This window comes from Enterobacter cloacae complex sp. P43RS (assembly GCF_014930585.1).
In the GTDB taxonomy this organism is placed as follows: Bacteria; Pseudomonadota; Gammaproteobacteria; order Enterobacterales; family Enterobacteriaceae; genus Enterobacter; species Enterobacter bugandensis.
The window spans coordinates 304,648-319,878 of the sequence record NZ_JADBRJ010000003.1; the positions used below are offsets into that span (position 1 = coordinate 304,648).

The 15,231-nt window shown below is 57.5% G+C and carries 17 protein-coding genes; 11 read left to right on the top strand and 6 right to left on the bottom strand.

Going from position 1 to position 15,231, the window contains the following annotated elements; genetic code table 11:
- Window positions 1-6 precede the first annotated feature (6 nt).
- From pheP to IM294_RS08510, 5 genes are all read left to right on the top strand, one after another.
- Complete coding sequence (gene pheP, locus IM294_RS08490; protein WP_126818327.1) at window positions 7-1,395, top strand: phenylalanine transporter; 1,389 nt, start codon at window positions 7-9, stop codon at window positions 1,393-1,395.
- A gap of 244 nt (window positions 1,396-1,639) precedes the next feature.
- Window positions 1,640-2,875, top strand: coding sequence for an MFS transporter (locus tag IM294_RS08495; RefSeq protein WP_126345080.1), 1,236 nt, complete (start codon window positions 1,640-1,642; stop codon window positions 2,873-2,875).
- A 15-nt stretch (window positions 2,876-2,890) separates the two neighbouring features.
- Complete coding sequence (locus IM294_RS08500) at window positions 2,891-3,916, top strand: sugar phosphate isomerase/epimerase (protein ID WP_126818328.1); 1,026 nt, start codon at window positions 2,891-2,893, stop codon at window positions 3,914-3,916.
- Window positions 3,909-5,051 (top strand): Gfo/Idh/MocA family protein, encoded by a 1,143-nt coding sequence (locus tag IM294_RS08505; RefSeq protein ID WP_126818329.1) that lies wholly within the window; start codon window positions 3,909-3,911, stop codon window positions 5,049-5,051. The genes IM294_RS08500 and IM294_RS08505 overlap by 8 nt, the downstream gene beginning before the upstream one ends.
- 75 nt (window positions 5,052-5,126) lie before the next feature.
- A complete protein-coding gene (locus IM294_RS08510; RefSeq protein ID WP_047362669.1) occupies window positions 5,127-6,098 on the top strand; it encodes a LacI family DNA-binding transcriptional regulator in 972 nt (323 codons plus the stop codon).
- Here IM294_RS08510 and IM294_RS08515 read toward each other — a convergent pair whose 3' ends face one another.
- Together IM294_RS08515 and IM294_RS08520 are read right to left on the bottom strand one after the other, a co-directional pair.
- Complete coding sequence (locus IM294_RS08515; protein WP_041911005.1) at window positions 6,099-7,343, bottom strand: mechanosensitive ion channel family protein; 1,245 nt, start codon at window positions 7,341-7,343, stop codon at window positions 6,099-6,101.
- A 65-nt stretch (window positions 7,344-7,408) separates the two neighbouring features.
- Complete coding sequence (locus IM294_RS08520; protein ID WP_048998955.1) at window positions 7,409-8,845, bottom strand: MFS transporter; 1,437 nt, start codon at window positions 8,843-8,845, stop codon at window positions 7,409-7,411.
- 107 nt (window positions 8,846-8,952) lie between these two features.
- Between IM294_RS08520 and IM294_RS08525 the strand changes: the two genes are divergently transcribed.
- The 4 genes from IM294_RS08525 to IM294_RS08540 all read left to right on the top strand — a co-directional run bounded on the left by IM294_RS08525 (window position 8,953) and on the right by IM294_RS08540 (window position 11,228).
- On the top strand, window positions 8,953-9,822 hold the full coding sequence (locus tag IM294_RS08525; RefSeq protein WP_069733226.1) for a helix-turn-helix transcriptional regulator: 870 nt from the start codon (window positions 8,953-8,955) through the stop codon (window positions 9,820-9,822).
- Between the two features lie 139 nt (window positions 9,823-9,961).
- Window positions 9,962-10,291, top strand: a complete 330-nt coding sequence (locus tag IM294_RS08530) for a type II toxin-antitoxin system RelE/ParE family toxin (RefSeq protein ID WP_193360341.1) — start codon at window positions 9,962-9,964, stop codon at window positions 10,289-10,291.
- The gene (locus tag IM294_RS08535; RefSeq protein WP_028012247.1) at window positions 10,272-10,559 is read left to right on the top strand and encodes a helix-turn-helix domain-containing protein; all 288 of its coding nucleotides are present in this window, start codon (window positions 10,272-10,274) and stop codon (window positions 10,557-10,559) included. Before IM294_RS08530 ends, IM294_RS08535 begins: the two co-directional genes overlap by 20 nt.
- 78 nt (window positions 10,560-10,637) lie before the next feature.
- Window positions 10,638-11,228 carry a hypothetical protein gene (locus tag IM294_RS08540; protein ID WP_047367649.1) on the top strand — a complete coding sequence of 197 codons (591 nt, stop codon included), beginning with the start codon at window positions 10,638-10,640 and terminating at the stop codon, window positions 11,226-11,228.
- 27 nt (window positions 11,229-11,255) lie between these two features.
- Here IM294_RS08540 and nfsB read toward each other — a convergent pair whose 3' ends face one another.
- The 3 genes from nfsB to IM294_RS08555 form a co-directional block, all read right to left on the bottom strand.
- Window positions 11,256-11,909, bottom strand: a complete 654-nt coding sequence (gene nfsB, locus IM294_RS08545; protein ID WP_047367650.1) for an oxygen-insensitive NAD(P)H nitroreductase — start codon at window positions 11,907-11,909, stop codon at window positions 11,256-11,258.
- 120 nt (window positions 11,910-12,029) lie between these two features.
- Complete coding sequence (locus tag IM294_RS08550) at window positions 12,030-12,398, bottom strand: MmcQ/YjbR family DNA-binding protein (protein ID WP_028012250.1); 369 nt, start codon at window positions 12,396-12,398, stop codon at window positions 12,030-12,032.
- A complete protein-coding gene (locus tag IM294_RS08555; protein ID WP_028012251.1) occupies window positions 12,388-12,978 on the bottom strand; it encodes a TetR/AcrR family transcriptional regulator in 591 nt (196 codons plus the stop codon). Before IM294_RS08555 ends, IM294_RS08550 begins: the two co-directional genes overlap by 11 nt.
- 190 nt (window positions 12,979-13,168) lie before the next feature.
- Between IM294_RS08555 and IM294_RS08560 the strand changes: the two genes are divergently transcribed.
- Window positions 13,169-14,272 carry a RomA family MBL fold metallo-hydrolase gene (locus IM294_RS08560; protein WP_126818330.1) on the top strand — a complete coding sequence of 368 codons (1,104 nt, stop codon included), beginning with the start codon at window positions 13,169-13,171 and terminating at the stop codon, window positions 14,270-14,272.
- 32 nt (window positions 14,273-14,304) lie between these two features.
- A complete protein-coding gene (locus tag IM294_RS08565) occupies window positions 14,305-14,646 on the top strand; it encodes a RamA family antibiotic efflux transcriptional regulator (RefSeq protein WP_028012253.1) in 342 nt (113 codons plus the stop codon).
- Window positions 14,647-14,702: 56 nt separating this feature from the next.
- Here the strand turns inward: IM294_RS08565 and IM294_RS08570 are convergent, their stop codons facing one another.
- Window positions 14,703-14,951, bottom strand: coding sequence for a DUF1158 domain-containing protein (locus IM294_RS08570; protein WP_041910998.1), 249 nt, complete (start codon window positions 14,949-14,951; stop codon window positions 14,703-14,705).
- Between the last annotated feature and the right edge of the window lie 280 nt (window positions 14,952-15,231).

The following is a 15,231-nucleotide window of genomic DNA, read 5'->3' on the forward strand; positions in this document are numbered from 1 at the left end:
TAGGGCGTGAAAGACGCGTCATCCGCTTCAGGCCATGGTCGCGCTGAAGCCTCGTCGGATCAGAATCCGACGCTGCAACGTGGTTTGCAAAATCGACATATTCAGTTAATTGCCCTTGGCGGCGCAATCGGTACCGGGCTGTTTCTCGGCATCGGCCCCGCCATTCAGATGGCCGGCCCGGCGGTTCTGCTGGGTTACGCTATCGCCGGGATTATCGCCTTCCTGATCATGCGCCAGCTCGGCGAGATGGTCGTTGAAGAGCCGGTGTCAGGCTCCTTCGCGCACTTTGCCTATAAATACTGGGGCCCGTTCGCAGGCTTCCTCTCCGGCTGGAACTACTGGGTGATGTTCGTGCTGGTGGGGATGGCGGAGCTGACCGCTGCAGGCATCTACATGCAGTACTGGCTGCCGGACGTGCCTACGTGGATCTGGGCGGCGGCCTTCTTCGTCATCATTAACGCCGTTAACCTCGTCAACGTGCGTCTTTATGGTGAAACCGAGTTCTGGTTTGCGCTGATCAAGGTGCTGGCGATTATCGGCATGATCGGCTTTGGCCTGTGGCTGCTGTTCTCCGGCCACGGCGGCGAGCGTGCCACTATCGACAACCTGTGGCAGCACGGCGGCTTCCTGGCGACCGGCTGGAAAGGGCTCATCCTCTCGCTGGCGGTGATTATGTTCTCCTTCGGCGGTCTGGAGCTGATTGGCATTACCGCGGCCGAAGCGCGCGATCCGCACAAAAGCATTCCGAAAGCGGTCAACCAGGTGGTGTACCGTATTCTGCTGTTCTATATCGGCTCGCTGGTGGTGCTGCTGGCGCTTTACCCGTGGGTGGAAGTGAAGTCCAACAGCAGCCCGTTCGTGATGATTTTCCACGATCTCAACAGCAACGTGGTCGCTTCGGCACTGAACTTCGTCATTCTGGTGGCCTCTTTGTCGGTGTACAACAGCGGGGTCTACTCCAACAGCCGTATGCTGTTTGGCCTCTCCGTACAGGGCAACGCACCGAAGTTCCTTACCCGCGTCAGCCGCCGCGGCGTGCCGGTGAATTCGCTATTCCTTTCCGGCGCGATTACGTCTCTGGTAGTGCTAATTAACTACCTGCTGCCGAAACAGGCCTTCGGCCTGTTGATGGCGCTGGTTGTCGCCACGCTGCTGCTAAACTGGATCATGATCTGCCTGGCGCACCTGCGTTTCCGCGCGGCGATGCGCCGTAAGGGACGCGAGACGCAGTTCAAAGCGCTGCTCTATCCGGCGGGGAACTACCTCTGTATCGCGTTCCTGGCGTTGATTCTGGTGCTGATGTGCACCATGGATGAGATGCGGCTTTCAGCAATGCTGCTGCCGGTATGGGTGGTGTTCCTGTTTATCGCGTTTAAGCTCTCACGCAAAAAGTAACCCGTTTTTCTCCCTCTCCCTGTGGGAGAGGGCCGGGGTGAGGGCAACAGACCGCACCAAACCAGACCGCACCTGCCTTCACGCCCGGTGGCGCTGCGCTTACCGGGCCTACAAAACACTGCTTCATCTTTATCGTGACCCCCCTCCCAAATCTTCTACGATCCACAGGATCTTTATTTTGTAATCGATTACTTTTCATTTGAGTTGTTTTGTAATCGATTACTTTTTCCGGGTGAGGCTTATCATGGTGTCAACTGAAAGTAGTGAAAAGGCGATAGCGCAGCACCGGCTACTGGTGCCGCGGCTGTCGCTGATGATGTTTCTGCAATTTTTTATCTGGGGTAGCTGGTCGGTCACGCTCGGCCTGGTGATGACCCAGCACAACATGTCTCTGCTGATTGGCGATGCGTTCTCCGCCGGGCCCATCGCCTCCATTCTCTCGCCGTTCGTGCTCGGGATGCTGGTGGACCGCTTCTTCGCCTCGCAGAAGGTGATGGCGGTGATGCACCTCGCGGGCGCGGCGATCCTCTGGTTCGTGCCGGGGGCGCTGATTGCCGAGAACGGCGCGCTGCTGATTGGCCTGCTGTTTGGCTACACGCTCTGCTACATGCCGACGCTGGCGCTGACCAACAACATCGCGTTCCATAGCCTGGCGAACGTGGATAAAACCTTCCCGGTGGTGCGCGTGTTCGGCACCATCGGCTGGATCGTGGCGGGCATTTTCATTGGCGTCACCGGCGTGGCGTCCAGCGTTACCATCTTTCAGGTAGCGGCGGCCAGCTCCGTGCTGCTGGCGCTTTACAGCCTGACGCTGCCGCACACGCCTGCGCCCGCGAAAGGCCTGCCGGTGAAGGTGCGGGATCTCTTCTGCGCGGATGCGTTCGCGCTGCTCAAAACCCGCCACTTTTTCGTCTTCTCCGTCTGCGCGATGCTGATCTCCGTCCCGCTCGGCACCTATTACGCCTACACCGCCTCGTATCTGGCGGATGCAGGAATTGCCGACGTCAGCACCGCCATGTCCTTCGGGCAGATGTCCGAGATCTTCTTCATGCTGGTCATTCCGCTGCTGTTCCGCCGTCTGGGCGTGAAGGTCATGCTGCTGATCGGCATGCTGGCGTGGTTCGTGCGCTACGCCATGTTCGCGCTGGGCGTCAGCGAGGAGGGGCGCATTCTGCTGTATCTCGGCATTCTGCTCCACGGTGTCTGCTACGATTTCTTCTTTGTCGTCGGCTTTATCTACACCGACCGGGTGGCAGGCGAAAAGGTGAAAGGCCAGGCCCAGAGCATGATCGTGATGTTCACCTACGGCATCGGCATGCTCCTCGGCTCGCAAATTTCCGGCGCGCTCTATAACCGCCTGGTGGCAGGGCAGACCGTGCCGCAGGCGTGGGTGACATTCTGGTGGATCCCGGCGGTAGCGGCCGCGGCGATCGCGCTGATTTTCCTTCTCACGTTTAAGTATGACGATGACAAGGCGTAACGTTCAGGAGGTGGTATGAGGACGATGAAAGGACCCGGCATTTTTCTGTCGCAGTTTATTGGCGCAGAAGCGCCGTTTAATTCGCTCGACGGGCTGGCTGAATGGGCGGCAGGTAAAGGTTATAAGGCGGTGCAGATCCCCTGCAACCATCCGCACATCTTTGACGTCGAGAAAGCGGCGGAGAGCCAGGCCTACTGCGACGACATCACCGCAAAGCTGGCCGCACACGGGCTGGTTATCAGCGAACTGTCGACCCATCTGGAAGGGCAGCTCATGGCGGTGAACCCCGCCTACAGCGACGCGTTTGACCACTTCGCGCCCGCGTCCGTGCGCGGTAACGATGCTGCGCGTCGGGCGTGGGCCACGGAGAAGCTGAAGCAGGCGGCGGTCGCCTCGGCAAGATTAGGTCTGAAAGCGCACGCCACCTTCTCCGGCTCGCTGGCGTGGCCGTTTTTCTATCCGTGGCCGCCGCATAACGAGCAGCGTTTTCAGGAAGCATTCGAGGAGCTGGCAACCCGCTGGCGGCCAATACTGGATACCTTTGGCGAGCAGGGGGTGGACGTCTGTTTTGAGCTGCATCCCGGGGAAGATCTGCACGACGGCGTGACCTTCGAGCGTTTTCTGGCGCTGGTGGATAACCATCCGCGCTGCAACATCCTCTTTGATCCGAGCCATATGCTGCTCCAGCAGATGGACTATCTGGCCTTTATCGACATCTTCCATGCGCGCATCAAGTCGTTCCACGTGAAGGATGCCGAGTTCCGCCCCAGCGGGCGCAGCGGCGTGTACGGCGGCTACCAGCCGTGGATCAACCGCGCCGGTCGCTTCCGTTCGCCCGGCGACGGGCAGATCGACTTTAAGGGCATTTTCAGCAAGCTGACCCAGTACGACTACGACGGCTGGGCGGTGCTGGAGTGGGAGTGCTGCCTGAAGGACGGCGATACCGGCGCGCGCGAAGGCAGCGAATTTATCCGCCGCCATATCATTCCCGTTTCCGGACGGGCGTTTGACGATTTCGCCGCAGGGGGCAGTCATGATTAACGTCGGGATCGTCGGCAGCGGGTTTATTGGCCCGGCACATATCGAGGCGCTCAGGCGCCTCGGGTTTGTTCAGGTGGTCGCGCTGTGCGACGGCTCGCTCGTTAAGGCGCAGGAAAAGGCGCGCCTGCTAAACGTACCGCACGCGTACGGCAGCGTTGAGGAGCTTCTCGCGCACCCTAATTTGCACGTGGTGCACAACTGCACGCCGAACCACCTGCACGCACAGATTAACCGCCAGATCCTGCGCGCGGGCAAACACGTGTTTTCCGAAAAGCCGTTGTGCATGACGCCTGAGGAGGCGCGCGAGCTGGTGGCGCTGGCGGAGCAGGCGGGCGTGGTGCATGGCGTGAGCTTCGTCTATCGCCAGTTTGCGATGGTGCGTCAGGCGGCGAGCATGCTGCGCGCAAGCAGCCTCGGGCGGATTTTTGCCTCACACGGCAGCTACCTGCAGGACTGGATGCTGCTGGAAACCGACTACAACTGGCGGGTGGATGCCGCGCTCGGCGGCGCATCGCGCGCGGTGGCGGATATCGGCTCCCACTGGTGCGACACGGTGCAGTTCGTCACCGGGCGGCGCATTACCGAGGTGATGGCTGATTTATCCATCGTCTGGCCGACGCGCAGGGCCAGCAAGGGCGGGAATCAAACCTTCTCCCATGACGAACAGGCGGAGTATGAAGACAAACCGGTCACGACCGAAGACTTCGGCTCGGTGCTGTTCCGCTTTGACGACGGCAGCAAGGGCTGCTTTAGCGTCTCGCAGGTGAGCGCCGGGCGTAAAAACCGCCTGACGTTTGAGATCAACGGCAGCGAGCGTTCGCTGGCGTGGGACCAGGAGGTGCCGCAGCAGCTGTGGATCGGCCATCGTGCGCAGGCAAACCAGACGCTCACCGACGATCCAGGCCTGATGAACCCTGACGTAGCCGACAGCGCCCACTTCCCTGGCGGGCATATTGAAGGCTGGCCGGATGCCTTCAAAAATATGATGGCGCAGTTCTACCGCGCCGTGCAGGCGGACGCAATGCCGGAGACGCCGCAGTTTGCGACGTTTCACGATGGCGCAAACGTGATGTATATCATTGATGCCATTGTGAAAAGCCATCAGCAGCAGCGCTGGGTGCGCGTGGAATGCTGACGCATTGCCCGGTTCGCCGGGCAACAAATTTATGGTAGCCTGCACAAAACGCTAACCGCAGGATGTATCGTCGCTATGTCAATTCAGAAAATCGCTCAGCTGGCCGGGGTTTCCGTGGCAACGGTCTCTCGCGTGCTGAATAACAGCGACACCGTGAAGGCGAAAAACCGCGAGCGCGTTCTGCAGGCGATTCAGGAGAGCAACTACCAGCCAAACCTGCTCGCCCGTCAGCTGCGCACCGCCCGCAGCTATATGATCCTGGTGATGGTGTCCAACATCGCCAACCCGTTCTGCGCCGAAGTGGTGAAGGGCATCGAAGCCGAGGCGGAGAAAAACGGCTACCGCATTCTGCTATGCAACTCCGGCTCGGACATCGAGCGCTCCCGCTCGGGCTTGAGCCTGCTCTCCGGCAAAATCGTCGACGGCATTATCACCATGGACGCCTTCTCGAAGCTGCCGGAACTTGCCGCGCTGATTGGTTCTGCACCGTGGGTGCAGTGCGCCGAATACGCCGATGCGGGCGCGGTCTCCTGCGTCGGCATCAATGATGTGGACGCTTCACAGCATGCCGTCAGCCAGCTGGCCGACGGCGGCCGCAAGCGTATCGCGATGATCAACCACGATCTCAGCTACAAATATGCCCGCCTGCGCGAACGCGGCTACAAGAGCGTGATCCACCTGCGGGATCTGGACTATCAGGCGGTGGAGTATGCCAGCGATCTCAGCTCGGGGGCGGGCATGGCGGCGATGCAAAACCTGTTAAAAGATAATCCGCCGGATGCGGTATTTGCCGTTTCCGATACGCTGGCGGCGGGCGCGCTGCGCGCCATTCAGCAGGCAGGTCTGCGGGTGCCAGAGGATATTGCCGTGGTCGGCTTTGACGGTACGGAGCTGGCGGACATGATTTCACTTACCACCATCGAACAGCCGTCGCGCGATATCGGGCGCAAGGCGGTCAATCTTCTCTTAAACAAAATCGACAACCCGGATGCGCCCACGGAAAGGGTGATGATGGACTGGCGCTTTATTTCCCGCGCCAGCACCTGATTATCTGGCAATAACGCCTGCCAGGGAGCGAATATCGTTCCCGGTCGGCGACTGGTGAATACGCAGGCCAAACTCATCCACTACCGCGAAAATATGGTCGAAGATATCGGCCTGAATATCTTCGTATTCCGCCCAGATTACCGTATTGGTAAAGGCATATATTTCAATCGGCAGCCCGTTGGCATCCGGCGCCAGCTGGCGCACCATCAGCGTCATATCTTTACGAATACGCGGATGATTACGCAGATATTCATTCAGGTAAGCGCGGAAGGTGCCGATATTGGTCATCTTGCGCAGGTTTAATACCGATTCCCCTTCGCCGTTCTGCTGATTCCACAGGCTGATTTCCTCATGCCGCGCGGCCAGATAAGGCTTCAGCAGTTTCGCCTGAATCAGCTTCTGCTGCTCCTGCTCGTCGAGAAAATGAATGCTGGTGGTATCGATATTCAGGCTGCGCTTGATGCGTCGCCCGCCGGAGGCGGACATCCCACTCCAGTTGATAAAAGCGTCGGAGACCAGCGCCCACGTCGGAATGGTGGTGATGGTGTTATCGAAGTTGCGTACTTTAACGGTCGTCAGGCCGATGTCCGTCACCGTACCATTAGCGCCGTACTTCGGCATCTCCAGCCAGTCGCCGAGCTTGAGCATGTCGTTGGCGGAAAGCTGAATACCCGCCACAAGGCCGAGTATCGGGTCTTTAAACACCAGCATCAGGACGGCGGCCATCGCACCCAGACCGCTGATCAGAATCGCCGGGGACTGGCCGATCAGCAGGGAGATAATCAATATCCCCACCAGGATAGCGCTCACCAGCTTGATGCCCTGGAAGATCCCCTTCAGCGGCAACTGCGAGGCGGTCGCCATCTTTTGCGACAGATTAAATATCACGTCCAGCAGCGAGAAGAAGGAGAGCAGGGCATACACCATCACCCACAGCTTCGCGCAGGTGGTGAGTATTTCCGCCGCTTCGCTGCCTTTTTGCAACCACAGTACCGCCTGAACGTTGACGATTATCCCCTGCAGGGTAAAGGCCAGACGGTGAAATAATTTATTCTGGGTAATGATTTGCAGCCATAAATGGCTACTGGCCTGCGCGCGTTTCTCGAATGCGCGCAGCACCAGTTTGTGCAAAATAAAATGAACAATGATGGCGGTGAGAAAAATAATACCAAAGATAATCACTAAAGAGGTGGTGTGATTAATTTCAATCCCTAACTCTTCAACCTGAGCAATTAATTCCTGCATAACGTCTCCTGTATTGTTGCAGCCCCATAATGGCGGCTGCGGATCTATTATGCAAATTCACAGGGTTATTTGGCGGCCTCACAGACCTTCACTACCGGCAGGCAGAGACGATGACGCATGCGCAGCGTCGCCAGCGCCAGGATAACCATCAGGCCGGTTTCCACCGCCAGGAAAAGGGTAATCGCCTGCGCGTAATCCCCGTGGTAATGCTGCAGCCCGTGCAGCAAAATCGCCCCGAAAATGGCCGGTCCCAGACCCAGCGCGGCCTGCTGCAGCGTGCTGAGAATGGCGCTTGCGGCCCCTGCGTCGTCAGGCTGGATGTCGCGCATCCCGATGCGGTAGAAGCTGTTTACAATCAGCGCCTGGCCGTAGCCCACCAGCCCGGTGGCAGGGGCCAGCGTCAGCGCGGTGTTGTTTACGCCCCAAATCCGGAACGTCGCGATGAGCGCCAGCAGGCCGATTATCTGAATTGCCAGACCCGTCAGCAGAATCGTGCTGGTACTGTAGCGGGCAATCAACCGTGGCGCGAACCAGGCAGAGATAAAATAGGTCACGCCCAGGGCGATAAAGCTGTTCCCGGACTGCCACGGCGCCATCCCCAGACCGGTCTGCATGGTCAGCGCCATACAGAACATAAACCCGGACCAGACGCTGAAAAAGAGCAGCGCAATCACGATGCCAAAGCGAACGCTGCGAAGCTGAAGCAGGCGTGGCGGGATCAGCGGATGGGCATTCTCTCTCTCCTTTTTGCGCGCGTTCCGCGCCATCAGCCAGGCCAGCGGAATAATGGCAAGAAGCATAACCTTCAGCGACCACGGCCAGTGCCACTGCGGACCGAGCGCCATCGGGAACAGCAGGCAGCAAAGAATGAGGGCCAGCAGCACGGTGCCTGTCCAGTCGATGCGCGACGGCGTTTCACGACGGGTTTCCGGCACGTAGCGGCGGCTTAACGCCAGCACCACCAGACAAATCGGCACGTTGATAAAGAAGGCGTTACGCCAGCCCAGCCCGGCGATATCCGCCGACACCAGCCAGCCGCCGCCCATCTGCCCGACGATAAACGCAATCCCGCCAATGCCGCCAAACAGGCTAATGGCTTTCGCGTGGGCGCTACCTTTTAGCGTGACGTGCAGCGTGGCGAGGATCTGCGGCATGATGAGCGCTGCCCCCGCGCCCTGAACGATGCGTGCGGCCAACAGTTGTTCAATATTTCCCGCCATCCCGCACAGCAGCGAGGCCAGCCCAAAAACTGCCACGCCCCACATAAACAGGCGACGGCGGCCAAGGTTATCCCCCAGCTTGCTGCCGAGCGCAAGGCAGACGGCAAAGGCCACGCCGTAGAGAGCGACAATGAGCTCCAGCTCGGTGGCGGTGGCATGCAGCGAGTGGGTGATGGCGTCCAGCGCCACGTTGGTGATTGAGGTATCAATCATCGGCAGCATCTGGCCGGTTAACAGCAATATCAGGCCTGCGCGACCCGGTGAAACAACTGACGTATTCATGGTAACTCCATTGCGTCATTCATCAGATGGTCGTAGCATCAACCATCTGATAAACGGGTACCAGTTCTTGCTTATACTGGTACTGGCACTACCATGCAGGGGGATTTATGGCCTTGATGTCTGAACCCGTCACCTCACTTCAGGATGACACCCGAAAACAGCTGGGGGCATTTTTACGTGCCCGGCGGGAAAGCCTCGATCCCCAGCGTCTCGGCCTGCCGCGCAGCGGTCGGCGGCGCACGCCGGGCCTGCGCCGGGAAGAGGTGGCGATGCTCGCTGACGTGGGCGTGACCTGGTACACCTGGCTTGAGCAGGGCAGGGACGTTAACCCCTCCAGCGCAGTGATGGCCGCCATCGCAAAAGCGCTGCAGTGCACCCCGACCGAGGCCCGGCATCTTTTCGTGCTCGCCGGCTTGCCGCCGGGTGAAGCCCCGCAGGCGGTCTGCTGCGAGGGCATCAGCGAAGGCACGCGCCGCCTGCTCGATACCCTGATGCCTAAACCCGCCAGCATTCAGAAGCCCAACTTCGACATCGTCGCGTGGAATGACAGCTTCGGGCACCTGATGGGCGTTGATTTCAATGATATCCCGCCGGAAGACCGCAACTGTATTTACCTGTTCCTTACCCATCCGGCGTGGCGCGCGCGTCTCGGCAGACGCGACGACGTGCTGCCGATTTTCGTTTCCTATTTCCGCGCGGCGATGGCCGAGCACCGGGGCGACCCGCTGTGGGAAGCCAAACTGGCGCGCTTCTTCGCGGTGTCCGAAGAGTTCAAAACCCTGTGGCACCAGCGCAACGACGTGCGCGGCGTGGAGAACCAGCTCAAGCTGTTTACCCATCCAGAACTGGGAGATTTTACGCTGCAGCAGATGTACTGGTACTCCGCGCCGCGAAACGGATCGCGGCTACTGGTGTATCTCCCGGTGGATGAGGCGGGGGAAAGGGCGATGGAATGGCTGGCGGCGCAGGGGAAGTAAGTTTTTTGCGAGGCGCTTTCAGGTAATCAAAGCGGCTCCGGTTCTTCCTGTTAAAAATGGGTAAGGTGGGACACGAAAAGCTAAATTAGCCTTTAATGCAAATTGCCTTATATGCTAATATCATCAGGGATGAAATATCGTGTTCAGACTTATCGTTCATGAGGCGGTAAGGGAAGAGATTCTCTTACTGCCTGCTGGGGTGAAGGCGAAGCTGATTCGCCAGCTTGATAAATTGCGTTTAAACCCGACGGCTCTTCGGGAACCTGACAGCAAACCATTGCCGCATGGCCTGTTTGAAATAAGGACCGTTGGGCTGATCCATACCCGAGGTATCTATGTTTACCCGCGGGAAAAGACGATTTTTCTTTTGCGCGTGTTTGTTAAGAAGACGCAAAAAACGCCCTCTGCTGAACTTCGTCTGGCACTGAAGCGACAACAGGAGATGTGGGATGAGCAAGAAGATTATTGACTGGGATGAACTCAGGGCTGAACTGTTAAGCGATTCAGAGGTTCAGGCTTCCTTTGATGCAGAAGAGCGCAAGGAGCGTTTGCGGGAGATGCTGGCGCAATGGCGCAATCATGCTGGCCTGACGCGCGCCCAGGTGGCGGAGCGGATGGGCGTCAGCGCACCAACGGTATCAAGAATGGAAGCGAATATTACCCGGGCGAGTCTCGATACATTAACGCGTTATGCGCTGGTGTGCGGGATAAAGCATCCGCAGATTACGCTTTATTGACGCTTAATCAACTTACTGAATTTACGCGATTTCTATTGGAAGTTAAGTTGACTATACTTATGCGATGAGAAACAACTAATGATTGATTCCGCAGAGTTCAGCCAAAAACTTGGGCTTATCTCCCGAAACGTCGAACATACCGAAGCATTTCTGGCGCGGGGTACTGCGGATTTTCATCTGCCGGGGTTCTTGCTGCCTGTCGGATACCGGCTTTTAAAATCGCGTTATGGTGATGAATATCGTCTCGTGACTACCGATGACGGTAAGCCTTATACGGCGTATGCCGTGAAGCTTACATTTCATAAAGAAATTACCTTTCCCCACGGTGCCGCCACGCAGGTGATGGTATGGCGCACCCCGCGCGCCGTCCACCAGCGCGTAATAAGCGGATTACCGCAATTATTTTTCCAGTGGGTGCTCAGCGAATACGACATCGTAGTCTCCGACAGCGAGCAAACGGGGGACGGGCAACGGTTCTGGCTGCGCATGATCGACTGGGCGTTCACCATGAACTATCGCATTAGCGTGGCAGACGGTACAGTGGGAGAAGAATGGACGTTAACGCCCGTAAACTCTTACGCCGAGCTGGAAGAGCGCTGGATTGCCTTTGCCTGGGGAAGCGATCGCGATGTGCATCCACACCGCAGGCTGGTCATCAGTAAAACGTAACGGGCCGCGTGCAGCGACCCGTTTGAATCAGCACTCGGTCACAATCGTGCTCAGTGGCAGACGAGACTTCGGCAGCGTGGCGTTAAAATCTTCCACGCTGTGATGCCCAACCGGCACCACCACCAGGCTGGTGAAGCCTTTCTCTTTCAGACCAAACTCTTCATCCAGAATCGCCGCGTCAAAGCCTTCAATCGGCACCGCGTCCAGACCCATCGCGCCCACGCCCAGCAGGAAGTTACCGACGTTCAGGTAAACCTGTTTCGCCATCCACTGGTCGTCATCTTTCAGATCCACGCGGTGCATGTCGGCGAAGTAGGTGCGGCCCTTATGGTTCGCGGCTTTAGCTTCCGGCGTGTTGAAACGGCCATCGGCCTCTTCCTGGTCGACAACGCGTTCCAGCCAGGCGTCGTCCATCGCGGTTTTCGCGCAGAACACCACCACGTGAGAGGCGTCCAGCATTTTGCGTTCGTTGAACACGTAAGTGCCTGCGGCGGATTTTGCCACGCGGGCTTTTCCTTCCTCGGTGCTGGCCACAATGAAGTGCCACGGCTGGGAGTTGGTGCTGGAAGGGCTGTACTGCAGCAGGGTTTTGATTTTCTCTGCTTCTTCAGCGGTCAGTTTTTTGGTTGGGTCGAACGCCTTGGTAGAGTGGCGTTTCAGGGCGACAGAAATGATATCCATAACTACTCCTGGTAATGAAATTCGCCCGTGTGCGGGCGCGAAAGGAGAGCAGATTACCGCGCGAAGCGGCAAAAGATAAGTGCGATTCGAGCGGTTATACTGTTCGGCACAGACGAACAATCAGGCAGGGCGTATCCATTTCTGGTCTTTTTTCGGCAGCTTATCGACGACCAGGTTCCACGAATCCTCGATCAGGTCGGCGACCAGTTCTGGCGTGATGTCCTCGGTGCCGTAGAGCGAAATCCAGTGTTTTTTATTGAGGTGGTAGCCCGGCTCAACGCCACGGTAAATCTGCTGATTTAACAGGGATTTTTCCGGGTCGGATTTCAGGCTAACGTGGGGGCGTCCGTGCGCGGTGGCCATCAGCATAAAAATTTTCCCGCCCACCTTAAACACGTCGTACTCGGGGCCAAACGGCCAGCAGTGTTCGGTGAAAGGCATCTCCAGCGCGACGCGTTTTGCGTGCGCCTGCAGGGATTTACTGTCCATCGTTATCCTCCTGAGCCAGCCCGCGCCACATGGCTTCGAAACCCAGCGCTTTAAAATCGGTGGCGCGGGACGGATCGCGGGTGGCAAACTCCATGGTGGTTTCCGCCAGCGATAAGAAAAGCGCATCGCCAAACGTTTTGAATTCATCGGACATAAACACCGGGCGCACCGAACGGCGGCATAGCTCGTGAAGTTCCGGGAACATCTCTTTCACCGCCTGTTCCGTTTCAGCGCTTAGCTTTTCACTCACGCCAATCTGGCGGATCGCCGCATGCGCCACGGGGTTACGAATCCCCCAGTCCACGTAGCTGTTCCAGATATTGCGGGTATGCTCTTTAGGAAGCGTGAGGGTGCGATCGAGGTTCGCCAGCATGGTCTGGCAGAGATCCTGCTTGAGGTGCAGGTAAAGGGCATTCAGCAGATCGTCTTTAGTAGCAAAGTAGCGAAACAGCGTGCCTTCAGCGACGCCCGCATTACGGGCAATTAACGCCGTTGAGGCGGCAATACCTGACTGTGCAAATGCCACCGTCGCGGCTTCCAGTAAGGCCTGTTTTTTATCTTCACTCTTCGGACGTGCCACTAAATTTTTCCCCCTTTCAATTATAAAAACCCTGATTGAAACACGTGCTTTGACACGCTGCAACGCGGAATGTCAAAGATCGAAAACGTCTTGACGACTTTATCATCATATCTATAATGAGTGCTTACTCACTCATAATCAAGTTTCCCTCGCGTAAACCATCGGATGGCGCGCGTTATCGGGTCAGGATATGAAAAAGCCTCTCTTCATCTGCGTGGTGTTCCTCATGATTATTGCTTCAGCTGCGAGTTTACCGTTTGTTCTGAATGCCGGATTTGGCCAGCCGCCGCAGGGTGCGCAGCTCACGGAAGTGGAGGCTTCTCCGCACTATCGCGACGGGAAGTTTCACAACGCGCTCCCGACGCCTGGCTTTACCGGGCAGCAAAACATGCTGGTGGCGTGGTGGCAGTTCCTGACCCGTAAAACCGAAAACGCTCGTCCGGCGCAGCCGCTGCCGCTGGTGAAAACCGATCTGGCGAGCCTGCCTCTGGAGCAGGATACGCTGGTGTGGCTCGGCCACTCCTCGTGGTATATGCAGCTGGCGGGAAAACGCATTCTGATCGACCCGGTCCTCGGCAACTACGCCGCGCCGTTCTCGTTCCTCAATAAAGCGTTTGCGGGAGAGTATCCGTGGCGCGCGGAGAGCATGCCGGAAATCGACCTGCTGATCATCTCGCACGATCACTACGACCATCTGGACTACGCCACCATCCGGGCGCTGCTGCCGAAGGTGAAGCGCGTCGTTACGCCGCTCGGCGTGGGATCCCACCTGCGCTACTGGGGAATGAAGCCTGAGATTATCGACGAACGGGACTGGAACCAGTCGGTGCACATCAGCGATGCGCTGACGGTTCATGTTCTGCCCGCGCGCCACTTCTCGGGGCGCAGCATTAAGCGTGACCAGACCCTGTGGGGCAGCTTCATGTTTGTCACGCCAGAGCAGAAGGTCTACTACAGCGGCGATTCCGGTTATGGCCCGCACTTTAAGGCCATCGGCGAGCAGTTTGGCGAAGTGGATTTAGCCATCATGGAAAACGGCCAGTACGACCAGGACTGGAAGTACATCCACATGCTGCCGGATGAAACGGCGCAGGCCTCGGCGGACCTCAATGCGAAAGCGGTGGTGCCGGGGCATAACGGACGTTTCGTGCTGGCGAAACACACCTGGAACGATCCGCTGATCCAGCTGGCGCGGGCCAGCAAGGACAAAAATTATCGGCTGCTGACGCCGGAGCTGGGTGAGCCGGTCCGGGTGAGCGATAGCACGCAACAATTTCGTGAGTGGTGGGAATAATGTTGAACCAAGAAACAGAGGGGGAGAGCAGCATGACGATTTCCGCTCAGGTCATTGATACGATTGTCGAATGGATCGATGACAACCTACACCAGCCGCTACGCATCGAAGAGATCGCCCGCCACGCGGGTTACTCCAAGTGGCATTTACAGCGGCTGTTTATGCAGTACAAAGGCGAAAGCCTGGGGCGCTACATCCGCGAGCGCAAGCTGCTGCTGGCGGCGCGGGATCTGCGTGAATCTGACGAGCGCGTATACGAAATCTGCCTGCGCTACGGCTTTGAATCGCAGCAGACGTTTACGCGCATCTTTACCCGCACCTTCCATCAGCCGCCCGGGGCTTACCGCAAAGAGAACCATAGTCGGGCGCATTGAAATTGACGAAACAAAGGCCGGGTAAGGCATCGCTGCTACCCGGCTTTTTTATTGGCCTACGACGCCAGTGAAAACCAGCGGCGCCAGACGAAACGCAGGATGAAGAATTCGATAGCGCCGAGCAGTAAAAACCACACGCAGAACAAAATGGTGTAGAGCTGGTTCAGATCGACCATATGAAAGGTTTGAACCAGCTTCTGCGCCAGCACCAGACCCAGCGACGGCGCGGGTAGCAGTAAGCAAGAGATCAGGGCCATCAATAAAATGCCCCCCGCAGTCAGCAGCGATTCCAACGGGTGTTTCATCGTAATGTTAATCGTCAGTTAAAAATGTCATTGTCCGGCATCCTTTAACGTAAAGCAATATCAACCCGTCGGCCCTTTTTTAATTAAATAATTCCTTCCCCCGAAGAATAATGCGCGGAAGGAGAATAATTTAATCCTGATGATTAAATTAATATCGCGCTATGTAAATAAATGTCTGCATCACGAAAATAATTTTACAAACATATAGGTGCTATATCCAATTAACGTCGCAATAACAATGGCTGCGACAATGTATAACGCCAGGCGCCGTCCGCGATAA

Excerpts from the sequence above, each read along its gene's own strand:
- IM294_RS08495 (WP_126345080.1), top strand. The coding sequence starts at position 1,640 with ATGGTGTCAACTGAAAGTAGTGAAAAGGCGATAGCGCAGCACCGGCTA.
- IM294_RS08500 (WP_126818328.1), top strand. The coding sequence starts at position 2,891 with ATGAGGACGATGAAAGGACCCGGCATTTTTCTGTCGCAGTTTATTGGC.
- IM294_RS08505 (WP_126818329.1), top strand. The coding sequence starts at position 3,909 with ATGATTAACGTCGGGATCGTCGGCAGCGGGTTTATTGGCCCGGCACAT.
- IM294_RS08510 (WP_047362669.1), top strand. The coding sequence starts at position 5,127 with ATGTCAATTCAGAAAATCGCTCAGCTGGCCGGGGTTTCCGTGGCAACG.
- IM294_RS08515 (WP_041911005.1), bottom strand. The coding sequence starts at position 7,343 with ATGCAGGAATTAATTGCTCAGGTTGAAGAGTTAGGGATTGAAATTAAT.
- IM294_RS08520 (WP_048998955.1), bottom strand. The coding sequence starts at position 8,845 with ATGAATACGTCAGTTGTTTCACCGGGTCGCGCAGGCCTGATATTGCTG.
- IM294_RS08525 (WP_069733226.1), top strand. The coding sequence starts at position 8,953 with ATGGCCTTGATGTCTGAACCCGTCACCTCACTTCAGGATGACACCCGA.
- IM294_RS08535 (WP_028012247.1), top strand. The coding sequence starts at position 10,272 with ATGAGCAAGAAGATTATTGACTGGGATGAACTCAGGGCTGAACTGTTA.
- IM294_RS08540 (WP_047367649.1), top strand. The coding sequence starts at position 10,638 with ATGATTGATTCCGCAGAGTTCAGCCAAAAACTTGGGCTTATCTCCCGA.
- nfsB (WP_047367650.1), bottom strand. The coding sequence starts at position 11,909 with ATGGATATCATTTCTGTCGCCCTGAAACGCCACTCTACCAAGGCGTTC.
- IM294_RS08550 (WP_028012250.1), bottom strand. The coding sequence starts at position 12,398 with ATGGACAGTAAATCCCTGCAGGCGCACGCAAAACGCGTCGCGCTGGAG.
- IM294_RS08560 (WP_126818330.1), top strand. The coding sequence starts at position 13,169 with ATGAAAAAGCCTCTCTTCATCTGCGTGGTGTTCCTCATGATTATTGCT.
- IM294_RS08565 (WP_028012253.1), top strand. The coding sequence starts at position 14,305 with ATGACGATTTCCGCTCAGGTCATTGATACGATTGTCGAATGGATCGAT.
- IM294_RS08570 (WP_041910998.1), bottom strand. The coding sequence starts at position 14,951 with ATGAAACACCCGTTGGAATCGCTGCTGACTGCGGGGGGCATTTTATTG.